The organism is Parabacteroides goldsteinii (genome assembly GCF_020091425.1).
GTDB lineage: Bacteria > Bacteroidota > Bacteroidia > Bacteroidales > Tannerellaceae > Parabacteroides > Parabacteroides goldsteinii.
This window is the reverse complement of sequence record NZ_CP081906.1, coordinates 4207940-4231752: the sequence shown is the minus strand read 5'-3', so window position 1 is coordinate 4231752 and position 23813 is coordinate 4207940. Positions and strand designations below refer to the sequence as shown.

The following is a 23813-nucleotide window of genomic DNA, read 5'->3' as shown; positions in this document are numbered from 1 at the left end:
ACATGCTATTATCATTTTTGTTCCTTAATTTGTGTTATTATGTGCTATTTAAATAGAAAAAGATGAACTCAAAAGTTTTTATATTCATACTTTTAAGTGTATTGCTGCTTCCGACAAGTTGTGTTGAGGCAAGTAAGGCAAAAGAGGAGAAGAAAAATACCGCTCCGCGAATAATCAATATTGTCAATTTTATCCGCCAGACAGACTATCGTCTGGAAAACTCGGATGCACTGATGTTTGAAACGGTGGAGAAACAAATCGACCTGGTTAATCAGTATAACTTTCCGGCAACATTCCTGTTTCAGTATGATGCCCTGATCAATCCGGAGTATCAGAAATTGATGAAAACCAAGCTTAATCCTACATGTGAACTTGGTGCATGGTGGGAAATTACCCAGCCTCATGTGGAAGCGGCCGGATTGAAATGGCGCGGAGAACATTCATGGGTATCGACAGCCAATATCGCTTTTACTCCGGGATATACTCTGGAAGAAAGGGAAAAACTGGTAGATGTCTATATGGCGAAATTTAAGGAGATTTATGGTAAATATCCTAAGTCTGTAGGTTCTTGGTATGTTGATTCACATACGTTGGAGTATATGTATAAAAAATATGGTATTGTCGCTTCCTGTAACTGCAAGGATCAGGTTGGTACTGATGGCTATACATTGTGGGGAGGGTATTGGAACCAAGCCTATTATCCCAGTAAGCTGAATGCATATATGCCGGCCCAGACAGACGAATACCAGATCCCGGTACCTGTATTCCGTATGTTAGGTAGCGATCCGATGTACCAATATGATGCTGGGATAGGCTCTAACCATCAGGGTGTTATAACACTTGAACCCGTATATACCGAAGGGGGGAAAAGTAAAAAGTGGGTGGACTATTTCCTTAAAACGATTGTTGATGAACCCTGTCTGGCATTCAATTATGCACAGGCCGGTCAGGAAAACTCATTTACCTGGTCAGGAATGGGAGAAGGTCTGATTATGCAATTTCCTCTATTCGACTCATTGAGTAAAGCCGGGAAGATCCGGGTAGAGACACTGGAAGAATCCGGTCGCTGGTTTAAGGAACAATTCCCAAAAACTCCGGCTACTGCGATAACTACTTTAGCTGATGTCCGTAATGAAGGAAACAAATCCGTATGGTATAACAGCCGTTTCTACCGTTCTAATTTGTATTGGGAAAAAGATGGTTTCTGTTTCCGGGATATTCATTTGTTTGATGAAAAAATGAAGTCTGAATATCTGGATACTCCGGGTACGGGCGGACAATTTTTCTATTATACCTTACCGGTTATCGACAGATTCTACTGGAGTACGCCGGACGATAAGATCGGACTTCGGGTTGTGAAGCTGGATAAGAATGGAAAAGGGACGGAACTTGTTTTGGCCGACCCCGTAGTCAGCGAACCGTCAAAGAGTGTTTTACATGTCGAGTCTAAAGATAAGAGCGGGAATAATTTTATTTTCACGTTTAACGAGGACAAGATCGATATTTCATGTAATGCAGCAGAAAGTGATTTGGATTGGGCGCTTGAGTTGAGGGTTCCGCAGGACAGACTCGACCGCCTGCCATTTAAAGACTTTGAAAAATCGTCCGTAAAGTCTGAGTTCAGAGGATTCAATTATAATGTAGCATGTGAAAAAGGTTGTATAGTCAAAGGCAATAATACGGATTATGTGTTGAGATTTGTACCGTCTGGTAACAAGTTGGTCATTGATTGCACAACCGGTCAATGAAAATAAAACTTTTTTAATCGGACGGTTGCAGGGCCCGGTTTCGAGTTCTGTAGAGAAAAGAAACCGGACTCTTGTTTTTTGAAGGAAACAGACAATAGAAGTATAATTTAATCTAAGTTTATCATGAGAACAATAACATCTTTATTTATTCTTTGGGCATTTCTTGTCATCTGCAACCCTGTTGCTGCTCAGGTTACCGAAAAAGAGTTTAATCTTGACTTATGGGAGAACGGACTTCCGAATACTAATGGTATAGACCGTACTCCTTTCGATGATAATATTCAGAACTATAAACCTTCGTTGCGCATTTTTCTGCCTCCAAAAGAAATAGCTACCGGACGCGCTATAATAGCTTGCCCGGGAGGTGCTTATGGCGGACTGGCTTATAATCACGAAGGTTATGACTGGGCTCCTTTTTTTAACAAGTTAGGGATTGCCTATGTTGTTTTGAAATATCGGATGCCGAGAGGAAATAGAGAGGTTCCCTTCTCTGATGCGGAAGAGGCGATACGGCTGGTAAAAGAGAAGGCGAAAGATTGGAATATTAATCCGGCTGATATAGGGATCATGGGGTCTTCGGCCGGTGGACATCTGGCTTCCACTATGGCAACACATGTAAAATCAAGTGTGCGACCGGCTTTTCAGGTGCTGTTTTATCCTGTGATCACAATGGACAAATCATTTACACATCTCGGCTCTCATGATAATCTATTGGGAAAGGATGCTTCCCAAGAACTGGAAGATCTGTATTCCAATGAAAAGCAGGTAACTAAAGAAACCCCGAGAGCTTATATCGCTTTTTCGGACGACGATGATGCAGTTCCTACTAAAAACGGTGCACTTTACTATCTGGCATTAAAGGAAAATAAGGTACCGGCTTCTTTCTTTATCTATCCTTCCGGAGGACATGGATGGGGCAGCAGAAAAGATTTCAAATACAATAAGGAGATGTTACAAGATTTGGAAGCCTGGCTTTTGAGTTTTTAAAAAACAGGTATCATTTAGATACTATCAAATATATTACATCAAAAATCATTTTTATAACCAATATTTTTCTTAGAATATAGAGCTTTGGAACGGCTAATGTTTTGACTAAGATAATTCATATAAATGATTTTACTATAAAATAACAAGCGGATGAAAAAGCTTATATTGTTTATTACTGTTACTACTTTCTTTAGTTATTCCGGGGTTAGCGGGCAGTCTGTTCGTTTGACCGGCTTACAGAGTGATCACCTTGAAACCCCGATAGGTGTCGATAATCCGACTCCTCGTCTTTCATGGAGGATGGATGACAGTAGGCAAGGAGCGAAACAGACTTCATATCGTGTGCTGGTAGATAAAGACTCGATGAAAGTTGTTAACGGGAAAGCTGATATATGGGATACCGGAAAAATAAACACCGGAGATATGTTGATCACTTATGCGGGTAAACAACTCGAACCTTTTACTAAATATTACTGGAAGGTGATAGGTGGCGATCTGGAATATAAAGAAGTATTTTCGCCTGTCAGTTCCTTTGAAACTGGAATGATGGACATCAAGAACTGGCAGGGATCCTGGATTGGTGACGGGCAAGATATCAATTATGAACCGGCTCCTTATTTCCGGAAAAAATTCACGACAGGCAAAAAAATAAAATCGGCACGTGCCTATATCGCTGTCGGCGGATTATATGAATTATATATCAATGGTGAAAAGATCGGTAACCACCGTCTGGATCCGTTGTATACCCGTTTCGACAGACGTAACCTGTATGTCACTTATGATGTTACCGGACAACTCCGGAATGGCGACAATGCCATAGGAGTCTTGCTTGGAAACGGATGGTATAACCATCAATCGAAAGCAGTGTGGGATTTTGACCGTGCTCCCTGGCGGAACAGGCCGGCTTTCTGCCTGGATCTTCGTATCACTTACAGTGACGGCAGTGTAGAGACCATCCCGACGGACCTTAGTTGGAAAACATCTTCGGGGGCGTTGATATTCAACAGTATTTATACCGGTGAACATTATGATGCCCGGCTCGAACAGAAAGGCTGGAATACTCCGGACTTCGATGATTCCAAGTGGAGAGGCGTCGGACTTAGAGGCGTTCCTTCTCAAAATGTCGTGGCACAGCAGGTCCGTCCGATCCGTAATGTGCTGACTATTCCGGCTAAGTCGGTCAATAAGATAAATGACAAGACATATGTTTTTGATTTCGGTCAGAATATGGCAGGTGTAACCAATATCAAGGTATCGGGCGAAGAAGGTACCGAAGTCAGAATTATGCATGGAGAACGGCTTTTTGATAACGGACGCATTGACATGTCCAATATTGATGTGTATTACAGGGGGGATAAGGAAAAAGATCCTTTCCAGACCGATATTTTAATTCTTAGCGGTGGCGAGGATGAGTTTATGGCAAAGTTTAATTATAAAGGTTTCCGTTATGTGGAAGTAACCAGTGACAAACCGATTGAATTAAACCAGAACAGCCTGACCGCTTTCTTTATGCACAGCGATGTGCCTGCTTCCGGAGAGATCAGGACATCGAGTGAGCTGGTAAATAAATTGTGGTGGGCTACCAATAATGCTTATCTGTCGAATCTGATGGGATATCCGACCGATTGTCCGCAACGCGAAAAGAACGGATGGACGGGTGACGGTCATTTTGCGATCGAAACAGCTTTGTATAATTTCGATGGGATTACCGTATATGAAAAATGGCTGGCTGACCACCGGGATGAGCAACAACCCAATGGGGTACTTCCCGATATTATACCTACCGGAGGCTGGGGGTATGGTACGGATAACGGACTGGACTGGACGAGTACAATAGCTATTATCCCCTGGAACCTGTATATGTTTTATGGAGATAGCAAGCCTTTGGCTGATTGTTATGAGAATATCAAGCGTTATGTCAATTATGTGGATCGTACGAGTCCGAATCATCTGACATCCTGGGGACGTGGAGACTGGGTTCCGGTTAAGTCCCGTTCCAATAAAGAGTTTACATCATCCGTTTATTTTTATGTAGACACTAAAATATTGGCGACTGCCGCCAAGCTGTTTAACAAGCAGGATGATTATACATATTATACGGCATTAGCCGAAAAGATCAAAGAGGCTGTTAATAATAAATATCTGAATAAGGAGACCGGAATATATGCCGGTGGTTCCCAGACGGAATTAAGTGTTCCTCTGCAATGGAAGATCGTACCGGAAGATATGATCGCTAAAGTTGCGAAGAATCTGGCAAAGAAAGTGGAAGAAGCCGGATTCCATCTGGATGTCGGTGTATTGGGGGCAAAAGCAATCCTGAATGCATTGAGCGAAAACGGATATCCGGAGACAGCTTATAAGGTAGCTGCACAGGATACCTATCCGTCATGGGGTTGGTGGATCGTCAATGGGGCTACGACTTTATTGGAAAACTGGGATTTGAAGGCTGAACGTGATATTTCGGATAATCATATGATGTTCGGAGAGATAGGCGGATGGTTCTATAAAGGTCTGGGAGGTATTTTTCCCGATCCGGAACAGCCTGGTTTCAAACATATTATATTGCGTCCGAATTTTGTAAAGGAATTGAAGCATTTCGAAGCAAAACATGATTCTCCTTACGGACAGATCATCTCTAAATGGGAGTGGAACAGAAAGAAGATCAATTATGAAGTGGTTGTCCCGGCAAATAGTACGGCTACGCTTTATTTACCGGACTATGTAAAAGAGAATAAAGTGATCAAACTGGAGGCTGGTAAGCACAATCTTAATTTCTTTATTTTATAGGGGGCAGCAAAAAGTTTGTCATAGCTGATTATTAATGCGTTATAGCAAATATGGCTTACAACCGGGGTAAAAAAGTACCTACTTTTGACCTTGAGTTTGTCACGATTAACATTTGAAAACATATTGTTTAATAGATGTTCGCTTTTGTATCTGTTTGGTTTATTTATAGAAAGATTTGAGCTATCTGTTTATAGTGGCGGGAGTAACCAATTCCCCTCTTGAGAGGGGATAAGGGGTGAATTCTAAGTCCTCTCCAAACAATATCTATAAAATCTTACCCAAGTTTACGAACATTAACGTATCCTTGGGTAAGTTCGTATATAGACATAATTACTCTTCAGAAGTGTATAGCTACTTCCTAAATCTAAGATGTTTTCGAAATTAAGGGCCTTTTTATTATACGACTAATGTTACAAATGGAGTCTGTCTTCGTATCACAGCAAAAGACCTTGCTATGATTTTGGCTCTTACAGCATTGATTACAGATGCTTTATGTTTCCCCTCCGCTATTTTCCTTTTATAATATGCTTTCATCTGCGGATCCCAAGAGATGGCAGTAATAGCTGCCCGGGTAAGGTACACTTTTACTTCTTTGTTAGCCAATGGAGAAGTCTGCGTTTTTCCCCGTATGGAAATACCTGAAGTATGTTCAAAGGGAGCAACCCCGCAATAACAAGCAAACTTCCTTGGGTTGTCAAATCTTTGAAAATTGTTAGTAACACACAGTAATACAATGGCATTGATTATCCCTACACCTTTTATACTTCTTAATAACAAGTAGTTTGTGCAAAGAGAACAACTAGCGGCTATTAGTTGCTCCATAGCCTCTTCCACCTGCAGGATCTTTTCTTTTATCGACTTGAGCTGCTCTTCCAAAAAAGAAATGGAGTCTGTCACATCAGCCAACTTGGCCATCTGGGAGAATGTTTCCAATAACTTTATGCTTGATACTTTTTGCTTGACCAAATTGTCACGTATAATAATCCATCCCCGCAGTCTCACCAAGTCTTTGTCAGGCAATTTGTATAACTCTAGTTTTCGATAGTGTAATACCGCATAGTTCGCTATTCTTTTAGCGTCAATGCGGTCATTTTTGCCTCGTTGCAAGCCTATGGACTTCTTGATGGTCAACGGGCAAACCAAAGCTAGGGAAAAACCCATAGAGGCACTGGAAACAGATAACTCTGTGACATAACTTCCCATGTTTTCAGCACAGAACAAGAGTTTGGATAAAGAGAGATGATAACCTGCTATCCAATCTAATAAAGATTGGATCCCTTCTGAAGTGTTATCAAAAGACTTGTGAGACAACTCTTTTTCGTCCGCAGACATTAAGGATGCATCGAAAGTTTTTTTCCCTACATCAAGACCTACAAAATGAGAATAATTCATAACTTTGTATTTACAGTATTAAACATGAAGGAGAAACAGCTAATACATTTATTAGGTCGTGAGCCTACAATTCTAACTGGCTAGGTTCTCCAATTAAGAGAGTTGCAGTCTGATTCAGCCCATAGTCATTTAAGACTAGTGTCAAAGTTAGTTCACTGCAACTCTTCTTTTCAAATATACACTTATATTTTTATTGGGATATTTAATACTGCAAATGTAAATGTGTCAAAACTCTCCTCTTTTTCCTGACTTCGTCAATGCGCCACCCAAATCATTTCGGTTCATCGGCGAAGTCTAATAGTGAGCGTATCGCCCGATGTTTATCAGTCAGGAATAGGGTCTTAGTATAAATTTCTACATTTTCAGGCATCTTCACTCTGATGGTAGTAATAGTTTTGACGGCATCAAGTACCTTTCCTACGCTCAGGTCAATGTTCTTTTCTTTGATAATTCGCTCCAATTCCTTATATATTTTATAGGCGACAAAGCAAATGCAAACATGTGTGCTTCTATTCTTCGCGCAGGCTGAGATACACGTGCGATCACAAGATGTCGCAAGATCTCGTCCGGTATGCGATTGAAGCCAATATTATCATAGATACAATCAAGCAGCAACTGAGTTCCGTTGATCAATACAGCATCCATATTGCCGACTACTCGCTTGGTCTCTTCGAGTTCTCGCTGACCTGCATAGCTGTTAATCCATCTTTAGGCGGCATCACACAAATTTTCCGTGTCTTCTATTGAGTCCGCGGTGCCAAAGCTCTTTATTTCCTCATACTTACCGGAGGATTTGCTTACTACAACGACACTGATAGTGCCAGAGCGGTTCTTTTTCTTGCGCACATACATGCCGCAAAATTACGTTTTTTAGCTTGCGCCACCTAAAACAAAACATAACTCGTTGATAATCAATTCACGCCGTGGTAGCGCAGAAAAGTGATGAAGTCAGGAAAGAGTACGTCACACAAAATTACAGGGCGTGGGTGAGCAGATATAATGTCGCCCTGGATAGTATAGATGTTTTTCCGAAGACCGTCTATATAACAAAGAAAATACCTGCCCGCCTTTGGGGATTAGGCTGTCTGTCGGTTATGGGGCAGGACGATCCGGACTGTCGCCATATGTCGAAGTGGGGGTGTATTACAGGATTTGGTAATTTGATTTGATATTAATACTAAAGTTAGCCGTCTTGCTTGTGAGAGTAGGGTGTTTTTTGTGTTTAATAACATAATATTTAGCTTTGTGGTATGTAGATAAAATAATAAATTCAAAGCATTTATTAACTCTTTGTAGTTCTATAATCCATTTGTTTAACTTATTAAATTATTATTATGAAAAATCTATTATTTGCATCAGTGGCTTTTATGTTGTTTTTTGCGTGTAGCAACGAAACAGTATTTGAAGAAAAGGATGATTCTACCATAGATGTCGTTACAAAAAGCATTAACGATAACGGCCCCTTTAATTTACATGATTGGAGAATAGAGGTTATTGGGGCTATTATGTATCATGGCTTTGATATGGGTCCATATTGGTCGGATTATGAGAGTAAAGGGAAAACTACATTCTTGACCGGACCTCTAACAATCGAAGAAACAATAGCACAATTTGGAGGATGTGTAGGATATAATATTTTAGGTCTTACGGATATTTCAAACTGGCTATATTCTTATAATATGCGTTATAATATTATATCTTTTCCTGGTCCACCTGATGATTCTAACACAGAATCTGATGGCTCTAAAAAGGAAGAAAAGACTGCGTGGGAGAAGCTTAAGGATAGGTATGAAGGAGCAGCATTTATAGAAGAGAACAATTGTCCTCCAGGATCTTCTTTTACTTATGCACAAGCTGCAGCTATTATGGCTCGAATGGATAAGCAAAAAGACGATGAGTTTCTGCCTTTTGTTTATATTAAAGCATATCCCTCCACCTCTAGTTTCAGTATTATATGCTGGAGTCTTTACGGGGCAGTAAACAACAAGACGACAGGACTTATTTATAGCAATCCTTATACTAGGATAGCTAGTGGCATTTTAGAAGCTTACAATAATCATATATATTCTGGGGTTACGTGTAGCGACCTTAATTAAGAAAGAGGCAGTCTCAAGATTTGAGCAAATTATGGGTTTAAAGGTGCAAATGAAATACCAAACAGAAGTTATTCGCCAATTGATATACCATTAATTCGTTATGCGGATGTAGTCCTTTCTTTAGCTGAATGTTTGAATGAACAGGGAAAAACAGATTTGGGGTGAACCTCAATATTCTTATACTTGGGGAGGTAACCATTTATACAACTGGGCTATTCCTAGGTCTGAAATTCTGATGAATGAAAACCTAAAACAAAATGAGGGTTGGATAGACTAATCCATTCTTATAAATTTCTATTTCATGAGGGTGTCAGATTACTTTGACACCCTCTTTCTATTATTCTATACAATCAACAAAGTGCGTGCTCGTATCGATTAGTATTCCCAACCCGGTGTAGGTGTCAAATTCGTATTAAGCTCTGTTTCACTCTTGGGGACAGGCCAAGTGTACCACTGGTCGCCAATCCAATCATAAACAGTACCTCCGGTACTCTCTGTTCCGCCCCATGCATGCTGGGCAACCTTTTCACTGAATTTTGTTTCTTTCAACGTACGCCAACGCATTTCATCAAAAAAGTTTATACCTTCGTTCACAAACTCACGACGACGTTCGTCACGCACATAGTTACGTGCAGTTGTCTGATCTAAGAAGCTGGAAGCCATAGTCGGTATACCGGCACGGTCACGGACCTCTTTCACCTTGGCCATAGCACCTGCCAAGTCATTCTTTTCAACAAGTGCTTCGGCCCACATCAACAATACATCTGCATAACGAATGATAGGTTCATCTACCGGATTCTGCTCACGACGCAGGTATTCCAACCCCTCACCGATAAATTTACGATGAATATATTTAAATTCAGCCTGTGCATTCATAAAACCGGAAGCATAATAATCGTTCGGTAACTCCGGATTGGCATTCGGTTCGGCATTTGCCTGATCTGCATAATATTTACCAGCAACAGGCCAACGGAACGTGTACCACGCTTCTGCCGTAGAATTACTATTTACCCCCAAATAATTGGCATAAGGTGTCACAACATTGTAAGCCAAGCGCGGGTCACGATTGGCATATGCTGTTTTTAAACGAGCCTCATTACCTTCCGGCAAATAAATAGCCTGAATTTCTGCGGGCAATTTGGCCAGTTCCGTATCAACTGCCTTCGTAACCGTAGAATGGATTTCCTTTCCATTCACGAACTTATCGCGAATAAAGAATACTTTGCGATATTTCGTGTGTCCTTCGGCTGTCTCCATGTCAGTCACTTTCTTCCAATCAGACAAATAGTCCTCCCAAGCAAACTTTTTAACAGTCTGCCCATTCACCTCTTCATAAAGGTTTACCAACGCAGGAGTCACCTGCAAGTCACCCCAACAGCCACGGCTATCTTTAGCTCCCTGGGTAAATGCCGCACAATACTTTTGTATTCCCGTACCATAACCCGTAGGATCTTCTATATACTGCACAGCCAAAATAATCTCTTCACAACGCTCGTTAGCAACCTTAAACAGCTGTTTGTAGTCCGGGAACAATTTGTAACCACACTCACCTACCTTAGCAAAGTCTGCTATTGCTTTATCATACTCCTTTGTCAACAGATATGCTTTACCACGCAAAGCATAAGCAGCCCCTTTACTTACTCGTCCTTCTCCTTGGATTTGATTGTCAGGTAAATTCGGCTCAGCTATAGCATCGCTTAAATCCTTAATAACTTGAGCCCATACCTCCTGTTCCGAACTTTGAGGCTTGTCACATTCAGACGGGTTCACCGGTTCCGTATACAAAGGTACCCCTAATCCGCCATTACCGAAAAGAATGTTCAAACGATCGTAAAAGAATGCACGAAGTACTTTACACTCAGCAATCAAACGAGCTTTTTTAGCTTCATTGATAGGAGCATTTTCAATACCAGCTATAGCGGCATTAGCCCGATGCACACCGTCATACATCCATTGCCATGTTTTTAAGAAAAACCCGTTACTGGGATTGACCGATTTAGTAAACAAGTTTTGCATGCCATACTCTCCCTGTCCGGTCATACCAAACGCATCATACCCATAATAACCAATCATGGCATCGGCACCAATAATTTGATTTCCATGGAAAGGTCTCTGCAAGGAGTAATACACGCCAATAACGCCCTGGTCAACGCTTTCTTCGGTAGTCCACATAGTACCACTGGAAAGCTTATCATTAGGTGCCGTATCCAAAATATCCGTACAGGATGTTGCGACTCCGAAAACAGCCGCCAATGTTAACAAATTAAATATCTTTTTCATCTTTATGTGCTTTTAATTAAAAGGTTACAGACAGACCTCCTGAGAACATACGTGCAATCGGGTATGCGGCAAGCGAGCCACCCAATTCAGGGTCTACGCCTGGGAATCTATCGGATTTGAAAGTCAACAAATTCTCTCCGGATACAAATACTCTCAAATTATTGATCTTTGCAGGTGCAACCCACTTCTTAGGCAATGTATATCCGATTTGTAATGATTTCAGCTTAACAAACGACGTATTATACAAATAGAATGTATTTGAAGGGGTAGTACCACCGGAAGTAAGCAGACGAGGATACTCGTTAGAGATTCGGGCATTCGGGTCAGCTGCAGGATCGTAGGAAGAACCGATGACAACGCCCTGCTCATTTTTAATGATGCCAGCATGTGAAGCTTCCGAATCGTAGAAATAATATCTGTTCCAAGCATCGCCAGGCAAAGCATCACCGGTATTAGTAATCATAGATCCATTTGCTCCTTTCGAATTAATGTAATGATAACCGCCAAAGCGTCCTGACCACATCATATTCAAATCAAAACCACGCCAAGAGGCATTGATATTAAAGCCCAAAGTAACCTTCGGAGTCGAGCTCTTACCGGTAAATTCGCGGTCATCATCATTTCCATATTTACCATCACCATTCAAGTCGGCCATGATCAAGTCGCCATACCATAAATTGGAACCATTCGAATTAATTTGTTTCAAATTATTATTGAAAGTATATCCGGCAGCCAACATCGCAGCCACCCAATCCAAATCGGCCTTCGTACGAATCATACCGTCACGAGGTCCTCCATTCGGATTAACACTACCGTCGGCCAACTTATAAGAACCGTCACCGGAATAAGGACGACGCAAGAAAAACTCATCTATCATGTGTCCTTCTACACGACGGGTATCACCTCCGGTAGAAACATCTGCCAAATTAGTATAACGCATTGTCGGATTACCCCAGATATCTTTGACATCTTCATCTAACTCATACCACAATTCGCCTTTAAAATCGGTTACTCTATTCTTATTGAAAGCCAAGTTGATCCCTACGCCATAACGGAAATCTTTAATCTGATCGTTCCAACCCAAGTTCAGTTCAAGACCACGGTTAGACAAACTGGCTGTGTTTGACATAGGAGCACTGATACTACCCATTGTTTTATACATAATGGAATTAGTAAGAATATCCGAAGTCTTTCGCAAATAGAAATCAGCTTCCAAACTTAAACGTTGGTTAAGGAAAGAGGCATCCAAACCGATGTTATAAGTGGTCACTTTTTCCCAAGAAAGTGCCAGGTTTTGAATAGAAGATTGTATCAAACCATTTTGTACTCTTTCGTCAAACACATTGTTCACTTTCTTATACAAAGCTTGCCAGTCATAATTACCCCCTACGGTGTTACCCAACGAACCATAAGAAGCACGAAGTTTCAAATTGTTAACTGCATTTTTGACGGGTTCGAAGAAAGATTCTTCACTGATACGCCAAGCAGCAGACCCGGATGGGAAAAAACTGCTACGATGTCCGGGAGCAAACTTGGAAGAAGCATCTGACCGGAAACTGAATTCAAACAAATAACGGTTATCATAAGCATAGTTTGCACGTCCGAAATAAGATAATATAGCATTCACCGACTTGGCACTACCACCAATGGATTGCATTTCCGCACCAGATGTTATATCAGTAATACTCCAATCTATCAAACCTTTCTTTGTTGCACTGAATCCTGTAGTTTCACCACGATACTGCTCATAACCGAACAAACCTGCCACATCGTGTTTCCCGAATGTATTGTTATAGCGTAACATCAAGTCAGCCGTATAACTGGTCGATTCATACGAATAACGATAAGTCGTAGCCTGGTCCAAGACACCCAATCCTTCTTTCGGTGTTTCAAAACTCTCGCGAAAACTATAACGAGGCAGGTTTTGAGAGTAATGTTCGTCTTGGCGGCTGTACTGGCTCCAGTTGAATTTGGCTTCGGCTACCAAACCTTTCAAAGGTAACTCGACGTTGGCATACCATGTCGTATTGAGGCGTGTATATGTATTCTGTCCTCCATTGGCTGCCACTCCTTGCAAAATATTATCCTTCTGGGTTACTTCCGGATGTTCGCTACATCCATACTTGCCATCATAGATAGGAGTCTGCCCGGGCCATGCCTGAAGCAAATAAGTCATAGACGTACTTCCCGGATCCTTGAACTCTTTGGTTCCATAGGTTTGTGTTCCGAAAGTAATGATATCTGCTATTTTTGTTTCTATATTGGCACGGATATTGAAACGTTCCATGCTTGTATTATCCAATGTACCCGGATTATTCTGATAACCCAGCGAAAGCAGATAAGTGGTATTCTTGCTACCTCCCGACACATTGACACCATATTTCTGATAAAAGGCGGGTTCAAACAAAATTTGTGCCCAGTCTGTATTCGGGTATGCCAACCAGTTTGGAATCTGTTGCCCTGTAACAGGATTCGTATAGATTCCGTTCGGATTCAAATCAGCTTGACGCCATTCTTCAATACTTTCAAGGCTATAGTCTGGTGTATTGGCAGTCGGGTTGGCATTCAGCTTAGCAATATTGTGCAACTCCATGAAATCTGCCGTACTTGACATCAATTTAAAATCGGTAATCGGCTTTTCCTGTGCAAACATAGCATTGAAAGTCACTCTTGGGCTTTCGTCTTTTTTCCCTTTTTTGGTTGTTACCAAAATAACACCGTTGGCTGCACGTGAACCATAGATTGCCGCCGCACTGGCATCTTTCAAGATTGAGATGCTTTCAACGTCATCCGTATTCAGCGGAGCCATATCAGCAGCAACACCATCGACCAATACCAATGGGCTACTATTGTTGAATGAACCTTGGCCACGCACCTGGATACCGATACTTTCGTCACCAGGGTTACCACTTCCTTGAGTAACGCGTACACCTGGAGCCGCGCCCACCAAAGCCTGTCCGAGGTTCATCACCGGGCGGTTGGCTATTTTTTCCGCACTAACGGATGCTACCGAACCTGTCAGGTTCACTTTCTTCTGCGTACCATAACCAACTACTACCACTTCTTCCAACGCTTGCGAGTCTTCTTTTAGGTTAATAGAAAATGACGTTTGGTTTCCTACAGGGATCTGTTGTTCCACGTACCCGATAAAAGTTATAACCAAAACAGCATTAGGAGAAACTTCCAGATTGAATTTACCGTCCATATCGGTGATCGTTCCGTTAGTTGTGCCCTTTTCGACAACATTGGCTCCGGCAATCGGTCCTAAAGCGTCCTCAACTGTTCCTGTTACTTTCTTCTTCGCTTGTTGAGGAGAAGCAACAAGCGCATCGGAAACGGGAATCTCTATTCCCGGATTGGCTGAAGCCAACCCCACAGATGTCAAAAGCATAGTTGCTCCTAAAAACATCCGTTTTGATAAATAAAAACGATTAAAATCCTTCGTCATAATAACACCAGATTTAGTTAATGAATAAATTGTGTTTGCGCACACCAAATCACTGCAACTTGTTGTGCAAGAATTTTAGCCCGTTCGTTTCACATAAAAAGGAAATAGTCCTAGCTGGACTGTGTCCATTTATTCATTAACTAATTATTAGATTTTGGCTCATCAGTAATTTTTTACAAATAAGAAAACAACTGAGAATAAAGCTCTTTCTCTTTTTGTTTTTCAATAGCAGAACAAAAGTAGTTTAGAAAAGTCGTTGGAATTCTATTACTTAATATTAATAGAAAAACAGTAATTGATATAACCTAATTTTGAGAAATGAATGTTCTATTTCTACCTGTCAGAACTTCAATAGTTAGTGCAAATTGACCATAATCTATGCACTATATTCATATACAGCCCATTACTATTGTGTTAATTTTTTATTTTTGGACAATAAATGCACCAATATTAGACAAAAATGTATGTTAACAGATCATACGATGTGTTACTTTTGTGCCGTACTGTTTTGTTTCATGATATGGACACAGTCCAGCTAGAACTATACTCTCCACAAAAAAAAGGATAAGGCATTAATCAATAACACCTTATCCCATAAACATTTCCTCATCAAAAGAACTTCTTACAATTCCTGTTTAAGGATTATTCTTTTAACAGAGTAACTATTCGGTAGAACAGATCTCGATAATTAGTTTATCCAACCATCATTCTGAACCAGATTGCTATTTCTTTCACATTCCGTGCTTGGAATAGCCCAGGTATAAAGATAATCTCCACCCCATGAGAACGGATTTACGACAGTACCCCAGATTTCTTTGGAACCATCACCAGTTTTACACCAGTCACCGATCGTTCTCCAACGAATTTCGTCATACAGGTTAACACCTTCCAAAGATAATTCCCAACGACGTTCGTTACGGATACGGGTACGCATATTTTCCTGGCCACTTACATAAGTAGGTTTACCGGCATCTGTTGTCTGCAATAATGCAGCACCGGCTCTCTCACGTACAGAGTTTACCAAATCAACAGCTTCCTGCTTAAAGCCTTGTTCATTGATAGCTTCAGCCAACATTAAGACTACGTCTGCATAACGGATCAACGGATAATCCCAGGGGCAATATTCACGATTAGGAGTTTCAGACGATCCTTCCGCAACAAATTTGCGATACAGATAGTAGAACAAAGTCTGGCTATCCGTTCTCAGGTCATACGGTTCGACTTCATCCGAGTTGGTTGCCGGCCAACGCAAGGTATAAGTATATTCTTTTGAACCGATTGCCCCGTTATATTCAGCATACGGAGTAATGACAGTCGCTTCCAGACGAGGATCGCGATTTTCGTAGGCTTTACGCAAACGGGCTTCATTTCCGGAAGGTAGATATTTGGACATATCAGCTCCATTTTTCACGGCCAGTTCAAAACCTGCACGCAGTTTTGATTTTATATCTTCCGAATAAGTATCCCACTCACCGACAGTATCGCGGAGGAAGAAAACCACACGTTCTTTAGGAGTCATCTCATTATATCCCGGTAGGAAGTCATTCCAGTTAAACGGCTTACCGTCTGCACATTCAAATGATTCCACCCAGTTTACACTCGGCAGATAACTATTCCAGCAAGAACCAAAAGAAACACGTGAACCTAACCAGAATTGTGTTTTGGAACCATAATCTTTGATACCAATATTCTGTTCCGAGAAAATCATCTCATCACATTGTTCATTATCTGTTTTGAAGAGTTGTTTGTAATCCCCCTGAAACAATGCAAAACCGACATCTCCGACTTTACGCAAAGCAGCTTCCGCTTTTGCATAATCTTTCATCCACATATATGTCTGTCCCAGCAAAGCATATGCCGCACCTTTCGTTGCACGACCATAATTGGCATCACCTTTCGCATACTTATTCGGCAAATTAGCACTGTTGATGCAGTCGTTCAAGTCGGAGATAATAACTTCCCATACTTTGTCAACCGTTTCACGTCCATTGGTACACTCGCTGTCTTCCACCGGTTCCAGATAAACAGGAACACCCTGGAATACACGGTTCAGACGGAAATAATAGTAAGCACGCAAGAATTTGGATTCAGCGATCAAACGATCTTTCTTTGCATCATCCAATGGAGCTTCCGGTAAATGGGCTATGGCATCATTTGCACGGTGAATTCCTTCATACAACTGTTTCCAGGTATCAGAGAACAAACTATTGCCGGCAGTAATTGTTCCATTCAACAAATCCTGAGGATCACGGGCCTGACCGGCAAATCCCATAGCGTCTTGTGTAAACATTTCATGTGCAACCTTTGCCTCGCGCAATGTGGCATAGATACCATTCACACCCATATCACACATCGTTTCATTTCCCCACATGGCTCCGGAACCTACCTTATCGTATGGATTCGTATCCAACAAATCAGGTTTACAAGCTGTCATAACCGAAGCAACAGCTGTAACAACTAATATTTTATTTACTAATTTCATTGTCTTTTCTCTTTTTTAGAATGTAACACTAATACCCGCAGCAAACTGGCGTAAAGACGGATAGTTTGTAGTTGCCCCCATTTCAGGATCCTGACCGGGGAATGATGTTATGGTAAACAAGTTTTCACCAGACAGATATACACGAACCCTTTCTGCAGAAATTTTTTCTGTCAGAGTTACAGGCAATGTATAGCCGATTGTCAGATTCTTCAATTTCATATAAGTACCGTTGTACAAATAATAATTGCTGGTTTGACGGCTCTGTTTCGAGTTTTCTACCAAACGGGGAATATAACCATTCAGATTGGTTCTCGAATCAGTCGGATTTTCAGGATCGTAGAAGTAATGATCATTCGCAACCCGCTCAGATGTTGCAAAACCATTTCTGATTGCTACACTATTATACGGATCTTCTTCCCAATACAGTTTGAAACCACCGTTGCCAGCCCACAACATACTTAAATCGAAGTTTTTCCAACTGGCGCTGATATTGATACCATAACCGAACTTAGGCATAGCTGAAGATCCTTGGAAGTCATAATCATAAGAACTACCGTAAATACCGTCGCCATTCAAATCCGCATAAATCAAATCACCGTAATAGATATTATTCCGACCGACACTCTGGTTTGGCATAAATTTGTAACCAGCATCAATCATGGCATTCAACCATTTCATATCACCTTCCGTACGGATCATACCATCTTTCGGGCCACCATTTATATTTACGGAACCATCGCTGTTAAAATGGGTTCCATTACCGGAATAAGTATTCAATGTATAATATTCTTTGATCGGATGTCCTTCTACGATACGTCCCTTATCTTTATCCACAGATACATCACCGATATTCGATTGCCATACTTTCTTACCGTCTTTCTCCACCCAACCGGCTTCATACTTACCCAGGTATTTTGTTACCTCATTATGATTGTAAGAGAAATTGGTAGAAACAGCATAATTGAAATCACCTACATGGTCTTTCCAGCCTACAGTCAATTCAAAACCGCGGTTCGTAACCTCAGCCGTATTCATGGTCGGAGGAGTCTTAATACCCATTGTCAAGTGAAGGTTCGGAGTTGTCAGGATACCATCCGTTACCTTATTATATACGTCCAACTCTGCTGTCAAACGGTTATTAAGAAAACCGGCATCCACACCAAAGTTCGTAACAGTCGTGCTTTCCCATTCCAGACGCGAGTTACCGATCCTGTTCTGTGCCAAAGCAGCAGCCTGAGCCCCTCCAAAAGAATAATTATAAGTCTTATAAGTAGCCTGATAACCGTAATAGTCCTGGTAACCATCCTTATCTGTAATGCGGTTGTTACCTATTTGTCCCCAGGAAGCACGGATTTTCAGGTTAGATAACCAGCCGATATTCTTCATAAATTCCTCTTCAGACAGACGCCAGGCAGCAGAGAATGACGGGAAGATACCCCAACGCGAATCGGAATTGAAACGGGAAGAACCGTCATAACGGAAGTTAGCCTCAAACAGATATTTAGACAGATAAGCATAATTCAAACGGCCGAATACAGAACGAAGTGCTTCGTCTTTCGCCGTACCGGTACTGGTCTGCATTTCTGTGGCTGCATCGGGAACACTGATACTCGGGTCTATCAAACCCTTTTTCTGTTGCTTATGCTCGTATTGTTTATAGAAATATTCGTTGTAACCAACCATTACATTCAAATCGTGACCACCTTTGAAGCTCTTGTCATAACGCAGGATATTTTCAAGCGTATATGTTTCTTCCGCATACGACTTCCAAGTTGTCGTCATCTGGTCCGGAGTCGTTGCTGTAGAAGCAATCTCACCATTACTGAAGGTATAGCGGGCCAGCGGAACTGTATGTGAGTTATATTCGTCAAAACGACGTCCGTAATTAAAGTTGAAGTCCCAGCTCAGACCTTCCATAAACTTGATCTTACTATACATCGTTGTATTAAAACGGGAAGAACGGTTTTGTCCGTCGGTCTGTTTCAGATATGCCCAAATATTATTAGCAGTAGAACTTTCTTCGGCAGCTTCCTTATATCCCATTTTTCCATCATACATACCTATCAAACCCGGGGTAGTCTGGCGGATAAAGTTCAACATACCGGTATCAGCGTAATTACCCTGATCCTTATCGTTCATAATAGCATATGTACGGGTTCCCAAGGTCAACCATTTGTTTACATTCGCTTCTACGTTGGCACGCAATGTGTAACGTTTCAAACCAGTGTTTTCCACTAAACCAGGGTTATCCATATAACCGGCAGACAATAAAAATGTAACCTTTTCACTTCCTCCGTTCACGGACACGACATGGTCCTGAACCAGATTATTTTTATACATTTCTTTGTTCCAGTCCGTATTCGGATAAGCCAGCCAGTTAGGGACACCGTTTGCATTCAGGCCATTCGGATCTGCATTGGCAGCTTCCCAGGCTTCGATTGTTGCTGCTGAAAATACATCATTGTAACCCTCATTGAATTTGGCTTCATTGATCAAACGCATATGCGTAGGATAATCCGTTACAAAATCGAGCAGGTTAGATGGCTGAGCCATAGAGAAAGTACCTGAATAAGTTACACGGATCTTTTCACGGTTACCTTTTTTCGTTGTGATCAAAATTACACCATTGGCAGCACGTGAACCGTAAATAGCAGCCGATGCAGCATCTTTCAATACGGAAATCGTCTCAATATCCTGCGGGTTGACAGCATCCATCGAGGCTTCCATTCCATCGACCAAAACCAACGGACTGGCATTGTTCAATGTACCTGTACCACGAACACGGATCGTAGCACCGTCGTCGGTCGGATTACCTTTGCTTTGCATAACCTGCAAACCGGCAGACAGACCTCCCAAGGCTGATGATACGTTTGTAATAGGACGGCTGGCAGCTTGTTCTGTAAAATCTACGGAAGAAACAGAACCTGTTAAGTTCACTTTCTTCTGCGTACCGTAACCAACAACTACTACCTCATCCAATGCCTGGGAGTCTTCCTTCATCTGGATTTTGAAGGAAGTTTGGTTACCTACTGTAATTTGCTGTTCCGTATAACCAATAAAAGAAACAACCAGAACTGCATTAGGAGAAACATTCAACGTAAATTTACCATCCATGTCAGTAATGGTTCCGTTCGTGGTTCCCTTCTCAACTACATTTGCTCCGGCAACCGGACCAAACTGATCTTCTACTACTCCACTCACCGTTTTCTGTGCTTGCTGTGGAGAAGCCATGAAAACATCTGATTCTGGAACATTCATTCCCAGAGCTGTCGGACTGGCCGATGCAACTCCCACAGATGCAAGGAACATCGTAGCTCCTATAAACATCTGTCTTGAAAAATAATAACGATTAAAATCCTTCGTCATAATAACACCAGATTTAGTTAATAAATTGATTTTGTTTGCGCACACTAAATCTTATCGACTTAAATGTGCAGTAATTTTAGTTTTGTTCGTTTCTACCAAATGAAATAGTCCTGTGTGGACTATGGACTATTATTATTCAAGAATCATTGCTTTTTTAGAGTCAAATATTAGTTTTCACAACGTAGATAGTAGTTTTGACAAATTCTATTTTTCAATTGGAGAGCAGTGATTATCATAGGAGAATGACAGGAGAAATTTTCAGCATAATATTAACGATGATAATCGCCAATAGAATAATAACAATCTTTTTTTATCTTGTATTTCTACCCCTCTTCATTCGGCTGAATTTAGAGATATCTTACTAACTGAAACAATCGGTCAAAATATACTTGGCTTATATACAAGCCATTATACATCTGTTAATTTTTCAGCTATGGACAATTTATACATATCTATTAGACAAAAATGTATGTTTATATTTTATACAATCTGCTACTTTTGTCCCGTTCTGTTTAGTTAAAATAAAAGACATAGTCCACACAGAACTATATTCACAAAAATAAAAAGGGATAAGGTATTAATCACTAACACCTTATCCCATAAAGACTTTCCTACTAAATAATTCCCAATAACCTTTATTAAATTACCATTCTTTTTGCAAGAACTACAATTCAGTAGAAAAAAACCATCTATTATGTTTACTTACAAGTCCAGTTTACTGTATCAGTTATGTTGTTTTTCTTCTGTATGCCACGCACTTCAATTGTATTTTCCCCGTCTTTCAGGTTTACACCATTCCAAACAAAAGTGGCATAATTATCCGGTCCCTGTACACCTATACTTTTTCCGTTTACGAACAATTCAACCTGGGGAAGATTAGAAAATACCATTATATCGGTCACTTTCGTATCACGGTCACGATGACGGCGGTTAGCGATATAAACAAATTTGTCATCCTTATTCCAGTTCGCCTTATAATAATAGAAAGCATCCTTCTTCACTTTACGGTCGAAAGTAACCAGACCTTTGTCATTGATTCCCGGACGATCGCCTTCCGTACGGTGAGCGGCACCAAAGTCAAACAGGTTCCAGATAAACGATCCCCACACAAACGGGCGTTCTGCAATAGCCTCCCAGTTGCCCATATGATAGAATGTCTGGAAATTCTCCGGATGCCACCAGCCCGAAGCAACACCTGGTTTAATAGAGTCCTGCTGATGATAGATACTTGCCCCGGCACCATATTCACTGATACCGATCTTATAATCCGGATGCGCCTTATGATTAGCGTCCAGCCATTTTCCCATATCTGAAGGAGAACCGCCATACCAGCCGAAATACTGGTTCCAGGCAATCACATCGGTTATTTTACTGATATCGCTATCGTACGACAGGAAGCTGGCAGCCGTTGTCGGACGCGTCGGATCTTCCTGATGAGCTAATTCATTCAACTCTTTGATATATTCAATCGGATTATCACCATGTGTTTTCAGTTCGTTGAACAATCCCCAGAAACAAATAGACGGGTGATTGTAGTGCTGGCGAATCAATTCTTTCAACTGTTCTTTACCATTTTCGCGGAAAGAAGGCAGATCGTTGAATCCCCTGTCCTGATAACCACCCGGACCAATGAAAGGAATTTCCGCCCAGGCAACGATACCATATTTATCCATCAGATCATAAAAATAAGTAGCCTGCGGATAATGAGCCAGACGAATCGCATTCGTTCCCATCTCGGCAATGATGGCAGCATCTTCTTCATGGTGTTCTTTATACAACGCATTTCCGCGTTCGGCACGGTCCTGATGGCGGCACACACCGTGCAGTTTCAGATGTTCCCCGTTTAGGAAGAAACCTTTTTCTGCATCCACATTATAAAAGCGCAAGCCCAGCGGCTGAGTTACCTTATCTATTTCCTGTCCGTCAGCCAGCAATGTCACTTCCGTACGATACATGAACGGATCTTTCCGCCCATTCCACAAATGAGGATTTTTAATAGAAAATTCCAGTCCTGCGGTATGTATCTGATTCGCATCCACAGTCAGATTTATATCCTGCTGCTGCACAATCTTGTTTCCATCCCAGACTTTCACATTCACCTGTACCGGTTTTGCCGTAGACGAACCATTCGAAACCAAGACTTTAGCTTTCACATCCGCCTGTTCTTTCGTTACATTATTTTGTATCAGATAAACTCCGGGAGAAGCATAATCGGTCAATGAAATATTCACCGGATCGGTAATGATCAGGTTTACATCACGATAAATACCGCCATAGAAATTGAAATCACCGACCAACGGCATGATATCCAGTTGCAAGGCATTATTCACCTTTACCAATATTTTATTCTCGGCACCATACTGTACCTTATCTGTTATTTCAAAAACAAACGCACCGTAGCCACCCCGATGTTCCCCCAGGCAAACTGAATTAACAAAAACCGTTGCGATTGTATTAACGCCTTCAAAACGCAGGAATAAACGCTTTCCTTTCCATTCGGGTTTTACGAAAAGAGTTTTTTCATAGTTACCCATTCCGCGGTAATAATCCTGTTTACCGGATAAGGCGTCGCCGCTATTCCATGTATGAGGCAGATTGACTCTTTGTTCGCTCTTCTTCTGCACCTGATGCGAGAAACGGAACATCCAGTCATTATTCAAAAGTATCTCCTTACGGGATGCATAAGTAAATGTGCTGCAAAGTACCAGCAACAAACCAATAATAATGTGTTTCATGTTATTTATTTCTGATTCCGGTAACAAAGATAAAACGAACTTTTCGATAGGAAAGACACTTTTTGTCTAAGAAAAGGTACTTTTTTGTCCAAATATGCATTTTTATGAATAGCGGACAGTAAAAAAATCATTAGCTTTACATCGAATCTTCATACCGTTCTTCATTACTCATCTATAGTATGTTAGATGATTTTCCACCCTATCTATTTAGTGGCTGATAATTGTCAGCCGTTTGGTCGATAATTATGAGCCAATCGGCCGATAATTATGAACCGTTCGGTTGATGGTTATCAACCATTGATTAGTTGCCGTAGTAATTAGAATTAGTAAGGCTGGTAAATGAAAATGGATAGTAAGAAAACAAAAAAGAGGATGTATCCTTCATATTATACACCCTCAACATATTGCACAACAAAAGTGCACAAAAGTACCGTTCTTTGCACTTTTGTTGTGCAATTATCGTATCTCAGCTCATAAAAGATATATATACGA

General features: G+C 41.1%; 11 protein-coding genes and 3 pseudogenes. 6 read left to right on the top strand and 8 right to left on the bottom strand.

The features are described 5' to 3' along the window. Positions 1-62: 62 nt before the first annotated feature. The 3 genes and pseudogenes from K6V26_RS18285 to K6V26_RS18275 all read left to right on the top strand — a co-directional run bounded on the left by K6V26_RS18285 (position 63) and on the right by K6V26_RS18275 (position 5522). Complete coding sequence (locus tag K6V26_RS18285; RefSeq protein WP_224263502.1) at positions 63-1748, top strand: hypothetical protein; 1686 nt, start codon at positions 63-65, stop codon at positions 1746-1748. A gap of 120 nt (positions 1749-1868) precedes the next feature. Next, positions 1869-2732: pseudogene (locus tag K6V26_RS18280) on the top strand (alpha/beta hydrolase); the annotation flags it as partial. A gap of 153 nt (positions 2733-2885) precedes the next feature. After that, complete coding sequence (locus tag K6V26_RS18275; RefSeq protein ID WP_224263501.1) at positions 2886-5522, top strand: glycoside hydrolase family 78 protein; 2637 nt, start codon at positions 2886-2888, stop codon at positions 5520-5522. 396 nt (positions 5523-5918) lie between these two features. Here the strand turns inward: K6V26_RS18275 and K6V26_RS18270 are convergent, their stop codons facing one another. From K6V26_RS18270 to K6V26_RS28780, 3 genes and pseudogenes are all read right to left on the bottom strand, one after another. Further along, positions 5919-6914: an IS110 family RNA-guided transposase gene (locus K6V26_RS18270; RefSeq protein ID WP_046145281.1), complete on the bottom strand. Its 996-nt coding sequence runs from the start codon at positions 6912-6914 to the stop codon at positions 5919-5921. Positions 6915-7185: 271 nt separating this feature from the next. Then, a complete protein-coding gene (locus K6V26_RS18265) occupies positions 7186-7374 on the bottom strand; it encodes a hypothetical protein (protein WP_046145380.1) in 189 nt (62 codons plus the stop codon). Between the two features lie 50 nt (positions 7375-7424). Then, positions 7425-7766 (bottom strand): annotated as a pseudogene (locus K6V26_RS28780) (IS1634 family transposase); the annotation flags it as partial. Between the two features lie 98 nt (positions 7767-7864). Between K6V26_RS28780 and K6V26_RS18255 the strand changes: the two are divergent. From K6V26_RS18255 to K6V26_RS28745, 3 genes and pseudogenes are all read left to right on the top strand, one after another. Then, a pseudogene (locus tag K6V26_RS18255) lies at positions 7865-8073 on the top strand (DUF6808 domain-containing protein); the annotation flags it as partial. A 175-nt stretch (positions 8074-8248) separates the two neighbouring features. Beyond that, the gene (locus K6V26_RS18250; protein ID WP_046145381.1) at positions 8249-9010 is read left to right on the top strand and encodes a hypothetical protein; all 762 of its coding nucleotides are present in this window, start codon (positions 8249-8251) and stop codon (positions 9008-9010) included. Positions 9011-9064: 54 nt separating this feature from the next. Beyond that, the gene (locus K6V26_RS28745; RefSeq protein ID WP_224265855.1) at positions 9065-9175 is read left to right on the top strand and encodes a RagB/SusD family nutrient uptake outer membrane protein; all 111 of its coding nucleotides are present in this window, start codon (positions 9065-9067) and stop codon (positions 9173-9175) included. 210 nt (positions 9176-9385) lie between these two features. On the opposite strand, the gene K6V26_RS18240 is transcribed toward K6V26_RS28745, so the two are convergent. The 5 genes from K6V26_RS18240 to lacZ4 form a co-directional block, all read right to left on the bottom strand. Continuing rightward, positions 9386-11290 carry a RagB/SusD family nutrient uptake outer membrane protein gene (locus K6V26_RS18240; protein WP_046145382.1) on the bottom strand — a complete coding sequence of 635 codons (1905 nt, stop codon included), beginning with the start codon at positions 11288-11290 and terminating at the stop codon, positions 9386-9388. Positions 11291-11306: 16 nt separating this feature from the next. Continuing rightward, positions 11307-14738: a SusC/RagA family TonB-linked outer membrane protein gene (locus tag K6V26_RS18235; RefSeq protein ID WP_224263500.1), complete on the bottom strand. Its 3432-nt coding sequence runs from the start codon at positions 14736-14738 to the stop codon at positions 11307-11309. A gap of 688 nt (positions 14739-15426) precedes the next feature. Next, on the bottom strand, positions 15427-17220 hold the full coding sequence (locus K6V26_RS18230) for a RagB/SusD family nutrient uptake outer membrane protein (RefSeq protein WP_224263499.1): 1794 nt from the start codon (positions 17218-17220) through the stop codon (positions 15427-15429). A gap of 15 nt (positions 17221-17235) precedes the next feature. After that, on the bottom strand, positions 17236-20586 hold the full coding sequence (locus tag K6V26_RS18225; protein WP_046145384.1) for a SusC/RagA family TonB-linked outer membrane protein: 3351 nt from the start codon (positions 20584-20586) through the stop codon (positions 17236-17238). A gap of 698 nt (positions 20587-21284) precedes the next feature. After that, the gene (gene lacZ4 / locus K6V26_RS18220) at positions 21285-23321 is read right to left on the bottom strand and encodes a beta-glucuronidase LacZ4 (protein ID WP_224263498.1); all 2037 of its coding nucleotides are present in this window, start codon (positions 23319-23321) and stop codon (positions 21285-21287) included. Positions 23322-23813 lie beyond the last annotated feature (492 nt).